Genomic DNA, 21,647 nt, shown 5'->3' with positions numbered 1-21,647 from the left:
TTTTGTAAATAAAGAACGGATGTAGAGTTGCTCACTACATTCGTTCAATTACCAGACTTATACTAACGGTGTGTATTGCCAGCGACCGTCTTTCAATTCGATAACAGACTTCTTATATTCTTTTTCAGAACGCCAATTCCGCTTGTTCATTTTTACAGATACTCCGTGAAAAAGTTCTTTATTGGCGATAACCTTTGCATTTTTTTCATAGTCGTCACGCGCCTTTCTCATGTCGTCTTCAATGTTCTCGAGCCAATTTAGCAAGTGTTTTTCGGATTCAAATGCGGAATCAATTTTTTCAAGCTGATTAAACATTGCATTGGGAATATGCTGTGAGTGTAACTCTCTGAGTTTCACCTCATGGTCGAAGTTGTTTTCTCTTAGCTGTTTCAAGGCACTTAGGAGAGCATCGTAGCGATTATTTAGCAGGTTAATGCCTTCAGAAAAGTCGATTGTTAAAGAGCTTCCAGAGACTGCACCTACTGTGCCCGCAATGAGGGTAGAGCTACAATGAATTTCACTCGCAAACAGATTGCCATTAGGTTTATCGATATCACCTATTACGACCTTGCCATTACAGCGCACACGGGAATAAGCAAGCTGGCGCCTTACATTGAGTGACTTTCCAGCAACGATGTTGAGCCCTTGTCCGTGCTGCACAAAAACAGAACCTTTGGCTATCAACTGACAGTCCTCTTCGTTCATTTTGCCCATCGCACCCTCAGTGATGATAATATCACCGCCAGCCCGAATCACTGCCGACTCAACGAAACCATTTATCGTAACATCGCCCTTAGCTATTATCTGCATGCTTTCCGTAACGTCACCATTCACTAGTACGGCACCGTCATAATTGATGTTGCCGGTGCCTACGTTTACACCTTTTGTTTGAAAAGTATCGTCGACATTCATTACATCGTTTTCGAACTTTGGTTGCCCAGTGACGCTGGCGATAATTAGGTTTTCGTCATTTGGGCTTATTATGGTGTTCACACCCAGTTTGATATCTTTCCATTGGCCTGGATCTGGCGACAAGGGGGCGCCTGTCACAGTGAAACCATCTCTTCCATTTCCCGGGTTTTGTCTACGAGCGACCGGCGTTTTTGCAGGCACACATAAAATATCGCCAAGATTCCGCATATCGACCTTATTGTCACCTGCATCTTGAGGCTGCAGAATCCGTTCCAAGGCATTTGGTACCAAAGGTTTTAAGTATGAGTCTTTGCCGTTTCGAGGAACTAAACCTTTCGCAATCACATCCTTGAATTCTGAGCCAGAACTCCCTTGTTCAGCTTCGTTTATCAATGAAATAATACGCTTTTTACTAATTCCTCTTACTACGCCTTGTTGGTTGACGAGGGCTAAAACGCCTTCATATGAAGGCACCTTACCCGCCCAAGGTGACTCGATGGTTAGCTCTGCGCTCATTTGGTCGTCGGCAATAGAGACGGAGATTGCTGCGTCTCTGACTTCACCTATCACTGCTGTCTGCTCTTCCATGCTATCGCTCGACTTGGCCTTGTTGGCCTTCTCGCACAGAGCAGCAATGGCGTTAGGTAACATAAAGAAACTCTTATGTTCGGTTGATAACACATATTTTTCAAGGGCAGCAGGCTCTAACACACCTTCAAAAAGAAGTGGGTCGACGGTAGCTGAGAGCTGCTTAGCTCCTTTGTTTGCTAAAAGTGTTACACCTTTCATCATTTATTGTTTACCGCGTGTAAGTCAAAAATACATGTTAATTTAGTTTATTGGCTATATTGCCCGAGTCAATATTAATCGATCTATAGCTCTTCAAGGTAGCGAGCCACTGCAGATAATACTGCCAATTTTTTGGGCTCATCGGCGAAGCGTTCGGCCAACTCCGCCATTTCTTGCTGGCATTCTTCTACAGAGAGACACTGCTTTTTAGCGTTCATAGTAAAACGCGTTTTACGATGTTGCTGCCAGCGGTCAAATTCATGTTGCTCTAGCGTCCCAGGATAGTTTCGTGCCCGTAACCTAAATAATTGTTCGGCATAATCATCGTTTGGTGCTTTCGACTGCCAAACAATGAGTTGTTCTGGAACACTGGTTCTTACTTCTGCTTTCCACTGTTTATCGGCAGACGAGGGAAAAGCTCTAGAATATAATGCACCGTCGACATCTAAGCCCTCATTACTACGTTCGTTTTCGATAAACATATCACTGAGCTTTTCTGCAAGACCTGTAATACCCGTTACCATTTTCAATTGTTGTAGACAGTGTTCTCGATCTATACCCAATCGATGAGCATGTTCTGGGGTAAGTGTTTTGGCCGGAGCAACAAAGGGGCACTTATTTATGTGCACTAATTTTACCGGAGGGCGATGTTGGCCTGGTTTCATTTCAGCAACTGCTGTGTAGAGTAATTGATTTAGCTGTTTACTTGAAAGTTCTGCTAGCACACTCGCATCTTGGGAGAGATCAATACAAATGATAGCGTTCTTATTAGTAGGGTGTTGGCATATTGGCAGGAACCACGAGCAGCAGCCTTGCGTAGAGGGGAGCATGCCACTTATATGAAGGAAGGGAAGCTTGGCGTCGATATCGATGTGATTCAATACTGTGTTTTTATTTCTCAAACCAAAATAAAAGTCATAAAGCTTTGGCTGTTTCTCTTTTATAAGCTTGGCCATCGCTATTGTTGCCTTAACGTCTGATATCGCATCGTGGGCATTCTCGTGAAGAACATCATTGGCTTTTGTGAGATCTTCCAAGCGAAACGACGGTAGTCCGTTTTCATGCTTTGGCCACGTAATACCCTCTGGTCTCAGCGCGTAGCAGGCTCTCACCAAATCAATGATATCCCAGCGACTATTTCCGTTTTTCCACTCTCGTTCGTATGGGTCATAAAAGTTTCGGTAAAAAAGGTTGCGAGTCACCTCATCGTCGTAGCGTATACTGTTATATCCAACAACGCAGGTGTCGCTTCGTGTCATTAGTTCATTTATTTTCTGTGCGAAAACGATTTCATTGTAACCATCTTTAAGGGTTTTTTGAGGTGTAATGCCAGTGACCAAGCAAGCCATAGGGTTTGGGATATAGTCATTGGGTATCTGACAATAAAAACTAACAGGTTTCTCAATAATGTTTAGGTCGAGATCAGTTCTAATGGCTGCAAATTGGCTAGGAAAGTCATATTTTGCGTTAACTCCCCAACTTTCATAGTCATGAAATAGCAGAGTAGGACCTACGTAGTCAGATTTAACAGGAAGTTCATTTTTGGCGGTTATATCAACCAAAAAGGATGAAAAATTGTCTTTCAGTGATTCAGTTGACATTGAAATCTTACAGCAGGGTCATGGATTAGTACCGATGGTATCAAACTTATTCAAGCATTAAAGCTGATCTTTGTGTTTTTTTGACTTCAGCCTAAGAATTGATGCTTTCGTTTCTCGTTTGAAAATGCCATGTTGTGTTTGTAAATAAATGTTAGGGAAATGAAGTGTTTAAGATAAGTCAATAGATTTAACTTTATGTTTTCGTTGATGTTTTCATAATTTAGTGTTTTCTTTAGTTATTTTGTTTTGTATCACTTTTGTAATTTGTGAGAATAAAATACTCTAAGAAATATATACTAAAATAGTCAATGCCGCTAAAGGATAAATGCAGACTGGCTTTCAAGATATCTAATAGTTTTTTGGAATAAAAAAAACATTTTTGTTCGATCTTAGAATATGTTTTTCACCTAATGTGACGCTAATATGCGACGGTCATTTTTAATTAGGAAGCCAACATGCGTGAAGTAATAAAAATGGATAGTGACTTTAATAGCCACCTTGATGATGGAATATCCTCAACTCAACCATCTTTAGATAGTACCATTCTGCCGTTTTTTTCGGTGAGGAAATTAAGATTGATATACAACGAACTTAATGGAACGAACGGGTTTGAATTCTCTAGCTACGACGCCTTCAAGAGCCAAGTTATGTCGGCTGTTGCACCACAAATAGAGCTAAACAAATGGCAGTCCATAGCATCTCGCCGATAAATCACTATTGAAGCGCTTCTTTTCAACGTTGTTGGGTGACCGTATGACTCACGTGAAAGCAGCGCTTCTCCTCTACTCGCTATGACACGAAGCTCTATAAGTAGACTTAGCTTGGCACTTTAGCTTGCGCCGCACGCATTAGCCTCGCTCCTAAATATTAATCAAAAAGACTTGGCTATAGACAAGGTCGATAAGTCTTTGTACTGTGTAGAAAAATAGGGAGTTTTACACATGCACACTTTTCTTAGTACTTTCGCTAGCACACTCATAATGCTCCACGTATTCAGTTTTGCACCCTTCGTCAAGGCTGATGACGAGCAAGCTACGACGAGCAATAACATCGCCATCGCCATTCATGGCGGAGCAGGAACAATTTCTAAAGCTAATTTGTCACCCGCTCAAGAGGCGGCATACCGAGAAATTCTGGAAAAGGCATTGAAAGCAGGTTATGAAGTATTAAAGAGTGGTGAGGATGGCACAGTTGCGGTCATTAAGGCTATTCAGTTAATGGAAGATTCCGTATTGTTCAACGCTGGAGTGGGTGCGGTATATACTTTTGATGAAGAACATGAGCTCGACGCTTCTATTATGCATGGTGCGGATCGTTCTGCAGGTGCTGTAGCTGGAGTGAAAACAATTAGAAGTCCTATTGCTGCTGCAAACCTCGTTAGAACGGAGTCGGTGCATGTACTACTATCAGGTGAGGGGGCGGAAAGCTTCGCATTCGCAAAGGGCTTAGAAAAAGTTGATAATCGCTATTTTAATTCTTCGCGTCGCCTAGACGCCTTAAAGAAAGCTAAGAAAGAAATACTCAAGGATGAACAAGCTTTTTATAGCGCTCCACACAACATCGATTATAAATACGGCACGGTTGGTGTTGTTGTATTGGATAAAAACGGAAATCTGGTGGCAGGAACTTCGACGGGAGGTATGACGGCAAAGCGATATGGCCGTGTAGGCGATTCTCCTATTATCGGGGCAGGCACTTTCGCCGACAACAACAGCTGCGCGGTATCTAGCACAGGACACGGAGAATTCTTTATCCGTTATAATGTTGCCGCTGACATTTGTGCCCGCGTTGAATATCAGCAACTGAGTATTGAAGATGCGGCTTCTAAAGTGATAAACGGCGTATTGAAAGATGCAGGGGGGACCGGCGGCGTCATCGCTATCGACGCTCAAGGAAATATTGCCATGCCCTTTAATACTGAAGGCATGTATCGAGCCAGTATTGACACAAAAGGTGACGTTTATATCGGTATTTATGGCAACGATTAGCAAACAAAGTGCTATTATAACGAAAAATTACGTTATCGATTGTTGGTGGCTGTAAAATGCGGTCATCAACGAAACAGATAAAAGGTTTTTTATAGTAGATTTGGTCAAATAGCCTTATTTTCGCGTAAGCACTGCCACTGTTGTAATTCATCTAAAATAATCAAAACAAACCGATATAATCCTATGCAGTTTAAAATAAATGACGCTCTGGAACGTTGTCTCCTTAAAGACCGCTTCCATTTACACAAACAATATCAAAAAATCAGCTCTCTGGCCGGCGGTGACGAGAAACTTGCGGCATTTGAAACACTTCTTCATAAGATTGATGCGTCACAAACAGAGCGTCGACATAGGCTCGATAGTGTTCCTAAAATTAGCTATCCCGATCTTCCTGTATCCAACAAACGCGAGGATATAAAGCAAGCCATAGAACATAACCAGGTGGTGATAATTGCTGGCGAAACGGGCTCAGGAAAAACAACACAAATTCCCAAAATGTGTTTGGAGTTAGGGCGGGGCGTTGATGGATTTATCGGGCACACACAACCGAGGCGTCTTGCAGCTCGAAGTGTCGCTAATCGTATTGCTGAAGAACTAGAGTGCGAATTGGGTGAGTCGGTTGGTTTTAAAATCCGTTTCTCAGATAACGTAAGTAAAACCAGTCATGTAAAACTAATGACCGACGGAATTCTACTAGCGGAAATTCAGCAAGATAGATTTCTACAACAGTACGACACAATCATCATTGATGAAGCTCACGAAAGAAGTCTCAATATTGATTTTCTTTTGGGTTATTTCAAGCAGTTATTGCCGAAACGAAAAGATCTAAAACTGATAATTACTTCGGCAACTATCGACCCTGAACGCTTTTCCTCGCATTTTGATAATGCTCCTATCATACAGGTGAGTGGGCGCACCTATCCTGTGGAAATCCGTTATCATGAACCGAATAGTGCGAGTGAAGGCCTCAATGAAACAAGTGGCGATGTTGCTGACCAAAGTGAGGCGATTGTTCATGCCGTAGATGAATTAATGCGCGAAAAGCCTGGTGATATATTGGTCTTTTTAAGTGGCGAAAGAGATATTAGAGATACCCAAGATATATTGCAAAAACAACACTATAGGAATACTGAAATTGTGCCTCTGTATGCTCGTCTGTCGGCATCAGAGCAAAACCGAATTTTTCAAGCACACTCTGGTAGGCGTATCGTCTTGGCAACAAACGTGGCAGAGACTTCGCTCACTGTGCCAGGAATCAAGTACGTTATTGACCCTGGCTTAGCCAGAATGTCGCGCTACAGTTACCGCAGCAAAGTACAGCGTCTGCCAATTGAAGCTATTTCCCAGGCCTCTGCGAATCAGAGAGCCGGGCGATGTGGAAGGGTTTCAAATGGTATTTGTATTCGCCTTTATTCCGAGCAAGATTTTTTATCAAGACCCGAGTTTACGGATCCTGAAATAGTCAGAACGCATTTGTCTTCAGTTATCTTGCAAATGCTTTCCTTAGGGCTTGGTAATGTGAGCGAGTTTCCTTTTGTTCAGCCGCCAGATGATAAAAATATTAATGATGGTATGAAGCTTTTAGAGGAGATTCAGGCAATCACCAGGCAAGCTGGGAAGATAAAGTTAACTCAAGTGGGACGGAAGATTGCTCGACTTCCAGTGGACCCTCGATATGCCAAGATGGTTATTGAGGCTGCGCAGCGTGATTGTGCCAAAGAAGTTATGGTCATCACCGCTGGCTTAAGTGTTCAAGACCCACGTGAAAGACCTCAAGACAAAAAACAAGCGGCGGATGAAAAGCATCAGGCATTTGCTGACGCTGATTCCGATTTTATTTCCTTGTTGAACCTATGGAAAGTGTTTGGAGAACAACAGCAAAATTTATCAAACAGCCAAGTACGCAAGTGGTGCAAGCAAAACTATATTCATTACTTGCGAATGCGAGAATGGCAAGACATTGTCAGTCAAATGAAAAAGTCGCTCGTAGAAGTTGGTTACAGGCTCAACAGTGGCGATGCAAAATATGAGAATATTCACACTAGCATCGCCTCGGGATTGTTATCTCAAGTTGGCATGAAAGATAAGAACAGAGAATATTTAGGAGCACGTAATACTCGCTTCTATATTTTTCCTGGCTCTGGTGTTTTTAAAGCCAGTCCGAAATGGTTAATGGCGGCTGAATTAGTTGAAACGTCAAAGCTATATGCTCGGCAAGTAGCAAAAATTGATGTTAAGTGTTTAGAAGAGCTTTCCACCCACCTCGTAAATAAACAATTTGCTGAGCCACATTGGAGTAAAAACAAAGGCGCGGTAATGGCTTACATGACGGTAAATCTATATGGTTTGCCTATAGTCTCTCGGCGCCTAGTGAATTATTCTTCGATTGACACAGCTCTGTGTAGAGAGCTCTTTATCAGGGAAGCATTAGTAAACGGCGATACAAGAATGCAATACGCATTTTTGAGAAAGAATCAAGGCTTGATTGCTCAGGTCGAAGATTTAGAGCATAAGTCACGACGCAGGGATTTATTAGCAGATGAAGATGACTTATGTGAATTCTATGCAACAAAACTTCCTGAGGATGTATGCAATGAAGTGAGTTTCAAAAAGTGGTGGCGAATAACCGTAGAAAAACAACCTCGTTTATTAGATGTCGACCTTGATTCTTTGCTAAAGAGAGATACATCGTCGATCAATCAACGGGATTTCCCCGACGAATGGAAGCAAGGCAATATGCGCCTTCCCTTGACTTATGTTTTTGAACCGAACTCCCCGAGTGACGGTGTGAATGTGAATATTCCCTTGGCTTTATTGAATCAAGTTAACAATATTGGTTTCGACTGGTTGGTGCCTGGTTTCCAGCATGAGCTTGTCGTTGCTATTATCAAAGGCTTGCCGAAGCGTTTAAGGCGGAACTTTGTGCCAGCACCAAACTTCGCAGACGCTTGTTTAGCCGAGATTCAACCTATCGACAACAATGGCGCACCGCAAACGATTATAAGTGCAGTGGCGGATAAGTTATTCAAAATGACCGGTGTTCGTTTGTCAGAAGAAGACTTTAATAGTAGTGAACTGCCCAATCATCTTCAAATGACATTTTCCATTGTTGATGAAAATGGAAAAGTACAAAAGAGCGGGAAAGACTTACTTGCTTTACAAAATAAGTTAAAAGCTAAAGTAAAAGAAACAATCGAGAAAGTTGCAAGCCCCGAACTGGAGCGTCAAGACTTAACGAATTGGGATTTCGATGCGCTTCCACGATCTTTTGAACAGCAACATGCTGGCTACCAGATAAAAGCCTATCCAGCCCTGCAGAAGCGTCAGAACAAAGTTGACATTGTGTTGCTAGACAATGCTGATGAAGCAGAGAAACAACATCGTTTGGGTGTTTATCAACTTGTTAGAAATACCGTTCCATCGCCCGTGAAGTATTTGCAGCAAAAATTACCTAATAAGGCCAAGTTGAGCTTGTATTTTACACCGTTTGGTCAGGTGTCGGTGTTGATCGATGATATTATTCTCGCAGCAATAGATGCATTAGTGCGAGCCTATGAAAATGACAACAAACGGACTATTCGTACTAAGGATGATTTTAATGCCGTATGTGAGCTCGTTCGAGCTAACATTAACGATCAAGCTCTCGACATTGCGTTTAAAATTGAAAAGGGTATGACGACAGCTCACCATATACAGAAGCAATGCAAAGGGAATATTCCCGTAAACTTATTGAGCAACATTGCTGCAATAAAGACACAGTTAAATCGGCTTGTGTATAAAGGTTTTGTTTTTGATTTTGGAAATACACGCTTGGACGATTGGAATCGGTATGTACAAGCCCTTAGCCAACGCTTCGAAAAACTTAAAGTAGATCCTAATCGCGATAGAATGAATCAAATTGAAGTGGACAAAGCGCAGTCTCGTTTTGACGAAGTGGAGAGTAAATATAAAAAGCTAGGTGAATATCCAGATGACTTACATGAGATCAAGTGGATGATAGAGGAATTTAAGGTGTCTTTATTTGCCCAACAATTGGGAACAAATAGGCCAATATCTCTTAAACGAATAGCTAATAACTTGTCAGAATTGTAGCCTAGCAGTTGACATCTGATTCTCAGAGCAATATAAAGGATAAAGCGAGAGTAAAAATCAACAAGTAGCTCTCACTCGGTTTGCAATAACAAAAAGAGTCTGGAGTATTTAATGTTAGGCTATGACGACAAACGCAATTTTTACCGAATGATGATCAACTCACCTTGTGAGCTGACTCTACTTGACGACCCCACGCAGCGTAAAACTGCGGCAATATGCAAAGATATTAGTGCAACCGGTATGTCGCTTGAAATAGAGGAGGCCTCTATGGAAATAGGGACTTTGCTAGAGGTGGCTATCGAATCTAATAATGATCAAATCCCATCGCTTAATGCAAAAGCAAAAGTACTTCGTTGCGAGCCAGAAGGCGACAACGCCTGTCTGGTTGGTGTAGAAATAAGTGAGATGAAGTAGTTTCATCTCATTACACCGAGCAAACTAAGCCTTTTAGATAGTATCCTTCAGGAAAGTTACCACTCACTGGATGGTCTTCGCTCTGACTCATTCGTTGGGTGAAATAAACATCTTTATGCGCATCTAGTGCGGCATCGGCCACAATTTTCTGAAACAAGTCTTGTGGCATTAAGCCAGAACAACTAAAGCTCAACAAAATACCATTTTCATTCAACAATGATAAAGCCAATCTATTAATATCTTTATATCCGCGAGCCGCTTTATTCAAATTGTGTTTGCTATCAACAAACTTCGGCGGGTCGAGTATAATAACGTCAAAGCGTTTGTCAGCTTCCTTATATTCTCTTAATAACTCAAATACATCCCTTTTTAAATGCGACACCTTTGTGCTGTCGAGCTTATTAAGGGCAAGTATATCCTTGCTTAAGGCTAATGCAGATGATGAGGCATCTACGTTTACAACGCTCTTAGCGCCAGCATTCATAGCATAAAGACCAAAAGTACCGCTGAAGCTGAAGCAGTTTAGTACATGTTTGTCTTTGCAATAGCTACCGGCAATTCGTCTGTTTTCTCGTTGGTCGAGATAAAAACCAGTTTTGTGGCCGTTGATTAGATCGACAATAATGCTGATCCCGTTCTCCCTAATAACAACAGAGTCGGGCAAATCCCCCTTGAGCGTTTGTACCAGTGGCTCTAGGCCTTCTTTCTTACGCACGTCTAAATCGGAACGTTCATGAATAACCGCGGTGGGATAAAGTTGTTCAATTGCCCATGTGATTTTCTTTCGGTGTTTCTCAGCGCCAGCACTTAATAATTGCACAACAACAACATCAGCATAGACATCGATAGTAATGCCTGGCAGGCCATCAGCCTCGGCAGCGATGAGACGATAGGCGTTGGTATTGTGTTTTTCAAGAATATGCTGCTTGCGCCCAAGTGCCTGCTGCATTTTGCGTTTAAAAAAGCTGTTATCTATCACTTCATCGCGCTCAAATGACCACACACGGGCACGAATTTGAGAAGAAGGGGAATATGCCGCTTTTGCTAACCATGTACCGTCATGAGCTAGTACGTCAACCGTTTCTCCCGAACGAAGAGTGCCTTCCGCTTTTTCTATTGCGCCTTCAAAGATCCACGGATGCCTGCGAAGCATCGACTTTTCTCGTTCCTGCCTAAGCGTAATTGCACTCATTTGCTTTCCTTCTCATATTCCGTATCGACATCGAGCTTACTTCCCGATGCAGCCTCGCGGGCTAAGTCGTCGACTTCTTCATTTTCAGCTTGGCCAGAATGCCCCTTAACCCAATGCCACTCAACTTCATGTTGGTTTACCGCTTCATCCAACTTCTTCCATAAATCAGCGTTTTTCACGGCTTTTTTATCTTTGGTTTTCCAACCGTTCTTTTTCCAGTTGTGGATCCACTGGTTGATACCATTTTTGACGTATTGACTGTCGGTATAAATAGCAACGTCGCATCGCTCTGTTAAGCTATTTAAAGCAACAATCGGCGCAAGTAACTCCATTCTATTATTGGTCGTTAGTTTAAAGCCTTTAGAAATTCGTTTTTTATGTTTGTTGAATATCAACAGAGCGCCGTAGCCACCAGGGCCTGGATTACCGAGACAAGAACCGTCGGTGTATATTGTAAGTTTTTTCATTTTTATTTAATTAAGGACTGTCTGAATATGATGCTTCTCAGTATACTAGGATACAGACGAATATGCTCCGCTTTTCCTAAAGAGATGAAATAATATGCGCCAAGTAGTATTAGACACAGAAACAACCGGAATCGACCCCAAAGACGGCCACCGCATCATTGAAATTGGCTGTGTTGAAATGGTGAACAGGAAACTCACAGGAAATACTTACCATCAGTACGTGAATCCTTTTCGCGAAGTGGAGGAGGAAGCGGTTGCAGTGCATGGTATTACCAATGAGTTCCTAAAAGACAAACCGTCGTTTAAAGAAATAGCGCCTGCATTTATTGACTTTATTCGAGGTGCAGAATTAATCATTCACAATGCCCCTTTTGATATTGGCTTTATGGACCATGAATTTGCCATTAACAAGTCGAGTGTATCGAAAACGAGCGAGATTTGTTCGGTTATCGATACCTTGGTTATGGCGCGAGAAATGCGCCCAGGTCAAAAAAATAATTTAGATGCATTATGCAAAGTTTATGGTGTCGATAATGCGCATCGAACTTATCATGGTGCCCTGTTAGATTCCGAAATACTAGCTGAAGTTTACCTGTGGATGACAGGTGGGCAAACAGCAATGAATTGGGCGACAGAGTCAGATAATACAGACCCTGCGGCTAAAAATGCTCCAAGGAAAGTAAATCTTACTGGTTCTTTAAAGGTTGTTAAGGCATCTGCCGATGAACTAAGTAATCATGAAGCATATTTAGACAAAATTGAAAAAAAATCATCACAAGCACTCTGGCGCACTTAGCCACAAAGTAACACTCGCTTGCCTCTCGCGAGCGGGCCGTGCATGCGCCAGCTCACTGCTCATCATCCTTATATTTAGTTTTTTCTCTCTTCCTTTACATGCTCAGGAAGAGCGCACCCCTGATCTTGATTCCTTGCTACAAAGACCTGTTGTTGATGAAAGCGAAGTGAAGCAACCTACCGTACCTATTATTGAACTTGGTAACGAATTCCAAAATAGTATTGAATTTCTTGATAACCGCTTCCGTATTGACAACGATGTTGAGGAAGTGACCATGATATTCTTTCGAGAGGCGGGCTCATCTCCAATAGTTTTGGTTAGACCCGATGGTTCGAAGGTGTTTCTTGAAGATGATGATCGTAATGATATGCTGCGTTGGTACGAAACTGAAACCTACGATATGATTTCTCTCAAAAAGCCAATGCCTGGGCCGTGGCAAGCGGTTGGTCAAATCCTGCCAGGTTCGAGAGTAATGATAATTGCAGATATTACTTTGAACGCGGAGCCAATCCCGACAAACATTTATTCAGGTGAAATTATTAAGCAAACTGCAGTGCTCGAGAATAATGGTGAAAAAGTCGATTTTTCGCCATTTCGTGACGTAGTGACACTGAGTATAGACTTCGTTAGTAATAACAATCCAAACTTTGAAAATTTTGGCTTAGGTTCGCGTTCTATTGCACGATTCCAAGATAATGGAGAAGGCCTCGACGAAGTAGCCGCAGATGGTATTTTTACCGGGCAATTTAATTTAGGAATTCCGAGTGGGGAGTGGCGTCCAACGTTTAGCATCAGAACCCCGATGTACAATCGTGAGCAAGTTAATGAAACCGTGATTCTGCATCCAAATCCAATAAAGTTAGAGCTGCAAGTAGATGAAACAAATGAGGCAGCGCATCGTCTCTTTGTGAGTGTTGATACGCAACATATTAAATTGGATTCACTATTACTTGACGGCAGGATACGTCGGCCAAATGGTGAGAGTCAGAAAATAGCGTTGACCGAAACCAATCCAAATATAAAGGAAATTGAGATTCCAAATGATAGCTTTGGAAAATATCGTATTAAGTTAACTGCATTTGCTGAGACAGTTGACAATCGGGACGTGATCATTGATGTGCCAGAGTATACCTTCGCAACCAAAGCGCCTGAAGTAGTCGAATTAGTCTCTGAAGAAGGCCTTGAGAGAACTGAGCCATTGGATGTATCAGAGTTTATTCAGCCAAGCGAACCAGGTTGGAGTGAGGCCGATACCATTACGATTGTTATCTCTATTAACTTATTTATCGTGTTATTTGGGTCAATTGGCTTGTTTCTAATCATTAATAAAAGGAACAACCCTGACGATTATATTATGCAAAGAATGCAACAAGCCGCGCTTGGCTCGTTCGGAAAAATAAAGACTATCGTGAGCAAGAAATTAACTAAAGTTAAGAGTGAAGACAGCGAAGAGGGTGACGAAAGTCAGATTAATAAAGAGACTAAGAGTGGATCTTAGTCGCTTACAAACAGGGTATTTCAATCTATCTGCTCGCATTATTCTTAAATGCGTATAATTTTTCGTCAACAAACACATGTTTTTAAAAAAGCTGTTGACTCACAAAGGTTGAAACCGTATTATCTGCGCCGCAATGAAGGAGCATGCTTCTAAGGAAAAATGTAACTCATTGATTTTGCTTGTTAAAGCGGAGTGGTAGTTCAGTTGGTTAGAATACCGGCCTGTCACGCCGGGGGTCGCGGGTTCGAGTCCCGTCCACTCCGCCATTTAACAACAAGTACAACGCATAATGCGGAGTGGTAGTTCAGTTGGTTAGAATACCGGCCTGTCACGCCGGGGGTCGCGGGTTCGAGTCCCGTCCACTCCGCCATTTAGCTTGGTCTTGTAAAATGCAAACGCAAACATTACTAGCAATCTGCTCCTTGCAGGAGTAGTTTTGCAAGCCACTGCGGAGTGGTAGTTCAGTTGGTTAGAATACCGGCCTGTCACGCCGGGGGTCGCGGGTTCGAGTCCCGTCCACTCCGCCATTCATTTCATCGTATCTCGCGCTTCCACTTAAATTAACATTCTTCGAAAACACAACTACTGCACTCTAGTTTTACGCTTTCTGTTGGTTGAGATCCCTTATGCATGTAAACTATACCGACTGATAAAATAAGAAAACAAACCATGGTTGATATACTCTTCAATGCGCAAAAAATTAGCAAATGCTATCGTGACGCTTCTAACACTCTGGATATTTTAAAGTCTGTTGATTTAAGCATTAGTAAAAGTGAAAAAGTTGCTATTTTAGGTGCCTCTGGCTCGGGAAAAAGTACCTTGTTACATATCCTTGGTACGCTAGATCAGCCCGATTCTGGTGAGGTTTATTTTAAACAGGAAGCCTTATTTCAGAAGTCAAAAAAGCAGCAAGCTCAATTTAGAAATAGAGAATTAGGCTTTGTCTACCAGTTTCATCATTTATTGCCAGAATTCAATGCTGAAGAAAATGTGGCAATGCCCTTATTTATTCAAGGTCAGGGGAATAAAGTGGCCTTATCAAAAGCCAGAGATCTACTGGATAGAGTAGGTTTGGCACAACGTTGTCAACATCAACCTCACCAACTTTCTGGTGGTGAGCGCCAACGTGTGGCAATTGCCCGTGCCTTAGTGTCAAATCCGTCAATGATATTCGCCGATGAGCCCACGGGTAATCTTGACGATGAAAATACAGAGCTTATTTACCAGTTGATTGAAGATATCAATAAAGAATTTGCTACCTCCTTTCTGTTGGTAACTCATGATATTGCACTAGCGCATAAAATGGATCGCGTTCTGCGCTTAGAAAAAGGTAGCTTGTGTCAAGTTACTAAGAGTGTGTAGTTGATGTTAGCGCTTAGAATTGCAAACAAGTTTAGACAAAGTAAACAGCAAAGTGGATTTATATCTTTTGTTTCCGCTTCATCAACCATTGGCATTGGTCTAGGATGCTTTGTGCTTATATTGTTACTTTCAGTGATGAATGGTTTCGAAAAAGAACTTAGACAAACACTATTATCCTACATACCACATGCTGAATTTGTGGCGGTCGATACCAGAGGTGTGTATTTAGATGAAGCCACTGCAACAAGAGCCTCGGCCGACCCTCGTATTCTAAGTTTACTTGCTTACACCAAAGCGGCCGGTTTGATTCAGAAGTCTGGCAAAATGAAGTCAGTAGAAGTGCAGGGGGTTGATGCAGATTACCTGTCTAGTAAAAAAGCCATTGGCTTAGCATCAAACGCATTTTCGACAGTTCCAAATGGGGTCTACCTTGGGAAGGGCGTTGTAAAAGCACTAAACCTTGAAATCAATGACAAAGTACAATTGTTATTACCGCGCACTAGTGCTGATTTGTCCTTTCAAGCGCCTAAGGTTGTGCGACTGGTTTTTTTGGGGGAGTTAAATTTTGGCGGTGAAGTCGATGATTTTGTTGGCATTATGAATATGCAAACACTTTCGTCTGCTTTAGAGCTTCGTCGGCCGGCTACAAATATCGAGTTTCTTTTGTCTGATCCATTTTTAGGAAGAAAAGTGGTGCGAGAGTATGGAGAACGCTTTAATCAGGTTGTTTATATGTCCGATTGGACGCTCACTAATGGTCATTTATATCAAGATATTCAATTGGTTAGAACTGTAGTTTACATTACGCTCACCTTGGTTATTTGCGTAGCATGTTTTAATATAGTGTCGTCACTCGTTATGTCGGTAAAGGAAAAGACAAGCGAAATTGCCATGCTTAAAACGATGGGCGCTGAAGATGCTCTGATCCGTAGAGTCTTTGTAATTAAAGGGCTAATAAATGGTTTTTACGGGGCAACGATTGGTAGCATATTGGGTATGTTATGCGCCTATTATCTGGCTAATATTACTGGGTTTATCGAGGATGTGTTTGCTTTTTCTTTACTAGGGGAAGGGGTATATTTTATTGACTATTTGCCTTCCGATTTACAACTTTTTGATGTGCTTATAACCTACTTTGTAGCTATTTTTCTTTGTGTGTGCGCAACTTTATACCCAGCAGCACGAGCAGCCAAAATAAATCCAGCCAGTGAATTACAATAATCAGTGACCTGATCAAGCAATCATTATTACTGCAGACGATGAGCGCCTTTAGCCTTTAAAAACTTTAACCAAAGACGCTTGATTCTCATCGAATTTTGCTTGCTCTACTTTGCTTGCTCTACTTTGTCAGTCAAGCTTCTATCGTGATAGACATCTTCATCTAATTCACCTTCAGTCTTAGCCACGATAGTCGCGATAGTGCTGTCCCCCGTAACATTAACAACCGTTCTGGTCATGTCAAGAAGGCGATCAATACCGATAATTAGCGCAATACCCTCCACTGGCAAGTTGACCTGTTGCAAAACAACAGCAAGTAATATTAAACCAACACCTGGCACACCAGCGGCTCCAACTGATGCGAGAGTTGCGGTGAGTACAACCATGATAAGGTCAGCGGTTGATAGGTCAACTTGGTAAGCTTGGGCAATGAACACCGTGGCGATACCTTGCATGATGGCAGTACCATCCATATTAATAGTCGCGCCCAATGGCAAGGTAAAAGATGATACCGAGCGACTGACACCTAGTTTCTGTCTTGCTGTTGCAATTGTTAAAGGCAAGGTGGCGCTGCTGCTTGCAGAGCTAAATGCGAATACTGCCACCTCTTTTAACTTCATCAATAAGATAAGTGGGTTTAGGCCGGTAATGAATTTCAACAGCAGAGGATAAACAATAATTGCATGTAATATTAGGATGAAAAATACGTTAACGAAGTACGCACCAATCGCAAAAATATCTGAGGGAACTATTGTCGCTGATAATTTCGCTATTAAGCAAAAGACACCATAAGGAGCGAAGTTCATTACGATACTTACTATTTTCATTATAACTTCGTTAACATCACTGAAAAATGAAGATAGCCGCTTACCAGCTTCACCGGCAAATGACATTGAAATGCCGAATAAGATCGCAAATACAATAATAGGTATCATTTGTCCTTCAGCCATCGCAGAAACCGGATTGCTAGGCACCATATTAATGATCACGTCAACTAAGGAGGGAGCTTCCTTCGCAACATAATCAATCGTTTCTGCAGGGCGGTTAAAGCCACCGCCAGGTTTGAAAATTAGCGCTGATGTCATCGCAAAAGTGACTGCAACAAATGTCGTGAACATATACAAGGCAATGGATTTTCCGCCTAAGCGACCTAATTTTGATGGATCCGCTAAACTGCTAGTTCCACATACTAAAGATACGAACACCAAAGGTACGACAAGCATCTTCAATGAGTTAATAAAAATCTTTCCACCTGCGTGAAATATACCTTCTACGAAAAATCCATACGTAGAAAATGCGATTGAGAATATCTCAAAATCAAGATCTCCTATATGATTATTAGCAAGTTGCAGGATAAGCCCAGTCAGGATTCCGGCGAACATGCCGATAAAGATCCGAGAGCTCAGACTTAGTTTTTTATTGTTGTTTTGCATGTATAGACCTTGTTATTTTTGGTTATCTGTCTGTATACGCAAAGGTTAACAATTATGTTGTCAGATCAAAACTCTTTTATTGATGAGCTTACCTGTTAGAATACGCTAATAAACTAGCTTTAACTTACGTAAGGTATAAACATGAAGGCGTTATTTAAATTTTTTGCAGTTTGTGTAACCACAACGATGCTTTTTGCATGTGGTGGGGATGGCGAACTTACACGCGATGGCGGTGGTACTACGCCCGATACTGATGGCGATTCAGATGTGACTTACTCCGTTGCATTGACAATAGCAGATGCCGATGGCAATGCTGCTAATGAAGTAAGCGCAGGAAATCCATTAGTAATCACCGCAACAGTTTCTGCTTCTGGCGGTGCTGCGGTTAACGATATTTTGGTGACATTTAGTTTCACACAACCGAATCTCGCAAGTTTTACTAACGACACGGGCACTGCACTAACAAACGCAGATGGCGTTGCCCAAATCGGCCTCGAAGTAGGAGAGTTGAGAGGTGATGCACTCGTCTCAGCGACTGTCGAGATTGGCTCCAACACGACGGCCAGTACCATCGGATTCACATCTGCAGGTACGCAAGTAGAACAAGTTGTTCCAGCTTCTTTGGAATTATTTGCTAGCCAAGTCCAAATGGAAACCAGTGGCAACGATAGCGTGGAGTTAATAGCTGTTGTGAAAAATGAGCAAAATGTACTTCTAGAAGGGGTCACGGTGTCTTTTTCTGCCGATAACGGTGCGTCACTTTCTAGTGGCAGTAACGTGACTGCTGCAGATGGTACAGTACGAGCGACACTGTCTACTCAGAACAATCAAACCAACCGCCAAGTTAATGTAACTGCCTCCACTGCGGCCTTGACGGACTCAGTCACAGTAGATGTCGTCGGAACAGAAGTTCGTCTCAACGGTGCAACCTCAATCATAATTAACGATGCGGTGCCTATAACAATCAACTTAGTTGATTCAGCAGGAAATGGCATTTCGGGTCAAGATATTGAATTGTCTACTGATATTGGTCTTCTTTTTGTTGGAGACAGCAGTAACGGTGCTACAAATGCTTTGACGGTGCCATCTGGCGCGGACGGTCAGGTAACGGTTAATTTCAGTGCAAACGCATCTGGTACGGCAACACTCTCTGCCAGTGCGCTCAATGCAACAGGTGAATTAGAAATTGGCATTCAACAAGATGATTTTGCTTTTTCAACGCTTCCTAGTGGAGACATCCCGCTAAATACGGACCAAGACTTATCAGTGCGCTGGTTTAAGAACAACACTCCTTTTGCTAACGGTACTGTAACAATAACCACCTCTCGTGGCGATATCGCAACCCCAACGGTTACAACTAACGCTTCTGGGATTGCAACGGTGTCTATACGCTCTGCTTTTGCTGGTCCTGCATCAATTTCGGCAATAGGTGAGGATGCATCTGGCGCTCAGGTAACTGCAAGAGCAAATGTCGAATTTATAGCGTCTACGGTTGAAAGTATATTTGTTGATGCAACGCCCGATTTAATCGGTCCTGAAGGTCAAACAAGTACAATTACGGCAGTGGTTAGAGACCCTAGTGGTAACTTGGTAAAAGGCAAGGTTATTGACTTTTCGCTTATCGACTCTAGCGGTGGCAGTATCCAGCCTAACAGTGCAGTAACGGGTAGTGATGGCATAGCGTCAACTGTTTATACTTCAAACGCCGTGAGCCCCGAAGATGGCGTAACGGTGACTGCTAGCGCTGATGGTATATCGGGGCAAGTCGATTTAACAGTAGGCGACCGTGCTTTTGATATTTCTATTGGCACAGGCGCTGAGATTCAAGCACCTGACAATTCAACTTATCTTAAAGAGTATGCGGTGTTTGTGAGTGATTCCGTAGGTCGTCCAGTGCAAAACGCTCAGTTAACGGCTTCAGCAACACCGATTAAACACAGTGTTGGCGGTTCTTATGATAAAGGGTTCTTCTCATTTGATCCGATTGCAGATAGATGGTTAGCTATCGTAACTATCACTTGCCCGAACGAAGACGTAAACAACAACGGTCGATTAGATGATGGTGAAGATACAAATGGCGACGGTGAGTTGACCCCAGGTATTGTTGGCACAATTAGTTTCCAAGACGGTGTAGCTCAAACTGGCTCTACAGGTCAGGCAACGCTTGAGTTGCGTTATCCACGTCAGTTCGCAATATGGACCTCAGTTGAGATAGCGGTATTTGGGCAAAGCTCTGGTAGTGAAGCGAGAGACAGTCAAACCTTAACACTCCCCATTGCGGCGGATGATTTAAGTGATGAAAACAGTCCGCCGCCAGCCAACCCATATGGATTCTTAGCTGACTGTAGTACTGCGGAATAAGTAAAATGATGTTTGAAAAAAGCCTGCGTTTTGCAGGCTTTTTTAATGCTATTTCTGAAAGGGGTAAACACTGCCTAAGTTGAGAATTTGGCTAAGTTCATCAAGAGCCGTTCGAGATTCGATCAGGAGTTGAGGATCAGCTAAGTCCTCCGCTTTTAATTCATCTCGATAATGCTTATTTACCCATGCGCAGAGGCTTGCGTAACTATCGTCATTAATAAAAGTACTTTGATTCACAGCTAGCTGTTCTTGTTTTGTCATTGCTACTCTGAGCCGCAAACAAGCAGGGCCGCCGCCATTTTGCATGCTTTGTTTTACATCAAAGAAATAGAGTTCTTTTACCGGTGTATTTTGATTAATTAACTTCGTCAGATAATGGTTGACTGCCGAGTTTTTTTCACACTCTTTGGGTGCGATAATCGCCATATTGTTATTGGGTAAACGTATTAGTTGTGTATTGAACAGATAGCTTTTAACTGCGTCATCAACACTCACTTCTTGACTACTCACTTCTATGAAATGAAAGTCGTCGTGCCCGAGCTTATCGAGTAGCTCTTTTTTCATGCCTTCAGCATCTAAAAATGCTTCTTGGTGATAAAACAACACATTCTGATTACCAACGGCAATGACGTCATTGTGAAAAACGCCAGAATCAATCACCTTTGGATTTTGCTGCGCATAAACAACGGAATCCTCACTTAAACCATGTAAGCGAGCTATCGCTTGGCAAGCTTCAAAACTTTGTCTTGCAGGGTATTTGCTCGGAGCGGGTTTACTTTCGTCAAAAGCGTGTCTTCCATACACAAATAGCTCAACACCCTTAGCATCATAGTTGCTACAAAAGCGGGTATGGTTTGCCGCACCTTCGTCGCCAAAATGCTCATTTTCTGGCAAATGTCTATGATGAACAAAGTGATTACTATCAGAAAACGTTGCTTTTAGAATGTTGCCCGTCACTTCAGGCTCTATTGAACGATGGTATTTATTGGTGAGATTTGCAGGTGTAAAATGAATTTTGCTATCCGCAGTATCGCCACTCGGTGAGACCGTCGCTGCGTTGGCGGTCCACATGCTAGAAGCCGAACAACAGGCTAAAAATATATGTGGTGCCTCTTTATATGCTTGCGCCATCACGTTGGCATCAGTGCCTGAGAAACCAAGTCTGCGCAAAGAATAAATGTCGGGTCGTTCTTGTGGAGCCAGCACACCTTGAACCATCCCCATATCTGCTAGTGCTTTCATTTTTTGCAGACCTTGCAAAGCAGCTTGCTTAGGATGACTGACAGCATTCGCGTTATTTTTTGAAGCGACATTGCCGAACGAGAGCCCTGCGTAGTTGTGAGTAGGGCCAACTAAGCCATCAAAATTTGCTTCAAATTCTTGCATCTGATTTCTCCGTTATATTTTACTTTGTACCTTTTATTAGTCACAAAGCTTAACTACTATTCTGTAAACTGCAGAGGAATTATACGCAGAAAAAACTCACTGCCAAATTAAATATTAGAAAAAGCTATAAAAAACAAA

Annotated in this window: 15 protein-coding genes and 3 tRNA genes; 12 read left to right on the top strand and 6 right to left on the bottom strand. The window is 42.3% G+C overall.

The window, feature by feature from the left end:
* Positions 1-57 precede the first annotated feature (57 nt).
* Both ISG33_RS05950 and sbcB read right to left on the bottom strand, forming a co-directional pair.
* Complete coding sequence (locus ISG33_RS05950; RefSeq protein ID WP_229333461.1) at positions 58-1,704, bottom strand: flagellar assembly protein A; 1,647 nt, start codon at positions 1,702-1,704, stop codon at positions 58-60.
* 80 nt (positions 1,705-1,784) lie between these two features.
* The gene (gene sbcB, locus ISG33_RS05945; protein WP_195732580.1) at positions 1,785-3,302 is read right to left on the bottom strand and encodes an exodeoxyribonuclease I; all 1,518 of its coding nucleotides are present in this window, start codon (positions 3,300-3,302) and stop codon (positions 1,785-1,787) included.
* A 455-nt stretch (positions 3,303-3,757) separates the two neighbouring features.
* Between sbcB and ISG33_RS05940 the strand changes: the two genes are divergently transcribed.
* The 4 genes from ISG33_RS05940 (at position 3,758) to ISG33_RS05925 (ending at position 9,796) form a co-directional block, all read left to right on the top strand.
* Positions 3,758-4,012 (top strand): hypothetical protein, encoded by a 255-nt coding sequence (locus ISG33_RS05940; protein ID WP_195732579.1) that lies wholly within the window; start codon positions 3,758-3,760, stop codon positions 4,010-4,012.
* Between the two features lie 231 nt (positions 4,013-4,243).
* Positions 4,244-5,290, top strand: coding sequence for an isoaspartyl peptidase/L-asparaginase family protein (locus tag ISG33_RS05935; protein WP_195732578.1), 1,047 nt, complete (start codon positions 4,244-4,246; stop codon positions 5,288-5,290).
* A gap of 183 nt (positions 5,291-5,473) precedes the next feature.
* The gene (gene hrpA / locus ISG33_RS05930; RefSeq protein ID WP_195732577.1) at positions 5,474-9,382 is read left to right on the top strand and encodes an ATP-dependent RNA helicase HrpA; all 3,909 of its coding nucleotides are present in this window, start codon (positions 5,474-5,476) and stop codon (positions 9,380-9,382) included.
* 111 nt (positions 9,383-9,493) lie between these two features.
* Positions 9,494-9,796 (top strand): PilZ domain-containing protein, encoded by a 303-nt coding sequence (locus ISG33_RS05925; RefSeq protein ID WP_195732576.1) that lies wholly within the window; start codon positions 9,494-9,496, stop codon positions 9,794-9,796.
* Between the two features lie 10 nt (positions 9,797-9,806).
* On the opposite strand, the gene ISG33_RS05920 is transcribed toward ISG33_RS05925, so the two are convergent.
* Positions 9,807-10,988, bottom strand: a complete 1,182-nt coding sequence (locus ISG33_RS05920; RefSeq protein WP_195732575.1) for a class I SAM-dependent rRNA methyltransferase — start codon at positions 10,986-10,988, stop codon at positions 9,807-9,809.
* The gene (gene rnhA, locus ISG33_RS05915) at positions 10,985-11,455 is read right to left on the bottom strand and encodes a ribonuclease HI (RefSeq protein ID WP_370545296.1); all 471 of its coding nucleotides are present in this window, start codon (positions 11,453-11,455) and stop codon (positions 10,985-10,987) included. Before rnhA ends, ISG33_RS05920 begins: the two co-directional genes overlap by 4 nt.
* 94 nt (positions 11,456-11,549) lie before the next feature.
* Between rnhA and dnaQ the strand changes: the two genes are divergently transcribed.
* From dnaQ to ISG33_RS05880, 7 genes are all read left to right on the top strand, one after another.
* The gene (gene dnaQ / locus ISG33_RS05910; protein ID WP_195732574.1) at positions 11,550-12,251 is read left to right on the top strand and encodes a DNA polymerase III subunit epsilon; all 702 of its coding nucleotides are present in this window, start codon (positions 11,550-11,552) and stop codon (positions 12,249-12,251) included.
* A complete protein-coding gene (locus ISG33_RS05905; RefSeq protein ID WP_229333460.1) occupies positions 12,214-13,749 on the top strand; it encodes a TIGR03503 family protein in 1,536 nt (511 codons plus the stop codon). Before dnaQ ends, ISG33_RS05905 begins: the two co-directional genes overlap by 38 nt.
* A gap of 189 nt (positions 13,750-13,938) precedes the next feature.
* Positions 13,939-14,015, top strand: a tRNA-Asp gene (locus ISG33_RS05900).
* 27 nt (positions 14,016-14,042) lie between these two features.
* Positions 14,043-14,119 (top strand) — tRNA-Asp (locus ISG33_RS05895).
* Positions 14,120-14,199: 80 nt separating this feature from the next.
* A tRNA-Asp gene (locus ISG33_RS05890) sits at positions 14,200-14,276 on the top strand.
* Positions 14,277-14,418: 142 nt separating this feature from the next.
* The gene (locus ISG33_RS05885; protein ID WP_195732573.1) at positions 14,419-15,111 is read left to right on the top strand and encodes an ABC transporter ATP-binding protein; all 693 of its coding nucleotides are present in this window, start codon (positions 14,419-14,421) and stop codon (positions 15,109-15,111) included.
* A 3-nt stretch (positions 15,112-15,114) separates the two neighbouring features.
* Positions 15,115-16,332, top strand: coding sequence for an FtsX-like permease family protein (locus ISG33_RS05880; RefSeq protein WP_370545295.1), 1,218 nt, complete (start codon positions 15,115-15,117; stop codon positions 16,330-16,332).
* Positions 16,333-16,436: 104 nt separating this feature from the next.
* On the opposite strand, the gene ISG33_RS05875 is transcribed toward ISG33_RS05880, so the two are convergent.
* Positions 16,437-17,762: a dicarboxylate/amino acid:cation symporter gene (locus ISG33_RS05875; protein WP_195732571.1), complete on the bottom strand. Its 1,326-nt coding sequence runs from the start codon at positions 17,760-17,762 to the stop codon at positions 16,437-16,439.
* A gap of 141 nt (positions 17,763-17,903) precedes the next feature.
* Between ISG33_RS05875 and ISG33_RS05870 the strand changes: the two genes are divergently transcribed.
* Positions 17,904-20,123 (top strand): Ig-like domain-containing protein, encoded by a 2,220-nt coding sequence (locus tag ISG33_RS05870; RefSeq protein WP_229333459.1) that lies wholly within the window; start codon positions 17,904-17,906, stop codon positions 20,121-20,123.
* A gap of 48 nt (positions 20,124-20,171) precedes the next feature.
* On the opposite strand, the gene astB is transcribed toward ISG33_RS05870, so the two are convergent.
* On the bottom strand, positions 20,172-21,509 hold the full coding sequence (astB, locus tag ISG33_RS05865) for an N-succinylarginine dihydrolase (protein ID WP_195732570.1): 1,338 nt from the start codon (positions 21,507-21,509) through the stop codon (positions 20,172-20,174).
* Positions 21,510-21,647: the final 138 nt, after the last annotated feature.

The sequence above is a fragment of the Marinibium conchae genome, assembly GCF_015595035.1.
Classification (GTDB): Bacteria; Pseudomonadota; Gammaproteobacteria; order Enterobacterales; family Alteromonadaceae; genus Glaciecola.
The sequence above is the reverse complement of the archived record's forward strand: the minus strand, read 5'-3'. Positions and strand labels throughout refer to the sequence as shown.

Excerpts from the sequence above, each read along its gene's own strand:
- ISG33_RS05950 (WP_229333461.1), bottom strand. The coding sequence starts at position 1,704 with ATGATGAAAGGTGTAACACTTTTAGCAAACAAAGGAGCTAAGCAGCTC.
- sbcB (WP_195732580.1), bottom strand. The coding sequence starts at position 3,302 with ATGTCAACTGAATCACTGAAAGACAATTTTTCATCCTTTTTGGTTGAT.
- ISG33_RS05940 (WP_195732579.1), top strand. The coding sequence starts at position 3,758 with ATGCGTGAAGTAATAAAAATGGATAGTGACTTTAATAGCCACCTTGAT.
- ISG33_RS05935 (WP_195732578.1), top strand. The coding sequence starts at position 4,244 with ATGCACACTTTTCTTAGTACTTTCGCTAGCACACTCATAATGCTCCAC.
- hrpA (WP_195732577.1), top strand. The coding sequence starts at position 5,474 with ATGCAGTTTAAAATAAATGACGCTCTGGAACGTTGTCTCCTTAAAGAC.
- ISG33_RS05925 (WP_195732576.1), top strand. The coding sequence starts at position 9,494 with ATGTTAGGCTATGACGACAAACGCAATTTTTACCGAATGATGATCAAC.
- ISG33_RS05920 (WP_195732575.1), bottom strand. The coding sequence starts at position 10,988 with ATGAGTGCAATTACGCTTAGGCAGGAACGAGAAAAGTCGATGCTTCGC.
- rnhA (WP_370545296.1), bottom strand. The coding sequence starts at position 11,455 with ATGAAAAAACTTACAATATACACCGACGGTTCTTGTCTCGGTAATCCA.
- dnaQ (WP_195732574.1), top strand. The coding sequence starts at position 11,550 with ATGCGCCAAGTAGTATTAGACACAGAAACAACCGGAATCGACCCCAAA.
- ISG33_RS05885 (WP_195732573.1), top strand. The coding sequence starts at position 14,419 with ATGGTTGATATACTCTTCAATGCGCAAAAAATTAGCAAATGCTATCGT.
- ISG33_RS05880 (WP_370545295.1), top strand. The coding sequence starts at position 15,115 with ATGTTAGCGCTTAGAATTGCAAACAAGTTTAGACAAAGTAAACAGCAA.
- ISG33_RS05875 (WP_195732571.1), bottom strand. The coding sequence starts at position 17,762 with ATGCAAAACAACAATAAAAAACTAAGTCTGAGCTCTCGGATCTTTATC.
- ISG33_RS05870 (WP_229333459.1), top strand. The coding sequence starts at position 17,904 with ATGAAGGCGTTATTTAAATTTTTTGCAGTTTGTGTAACCACAACGATG.
- astB (WP_195732570.1), bottom strand. The coding sequence starts at position 21,509 with ATGCAAGAATTTGAAGCAAATTTTGATGGCTTAGTTGGCCCTACTCAC.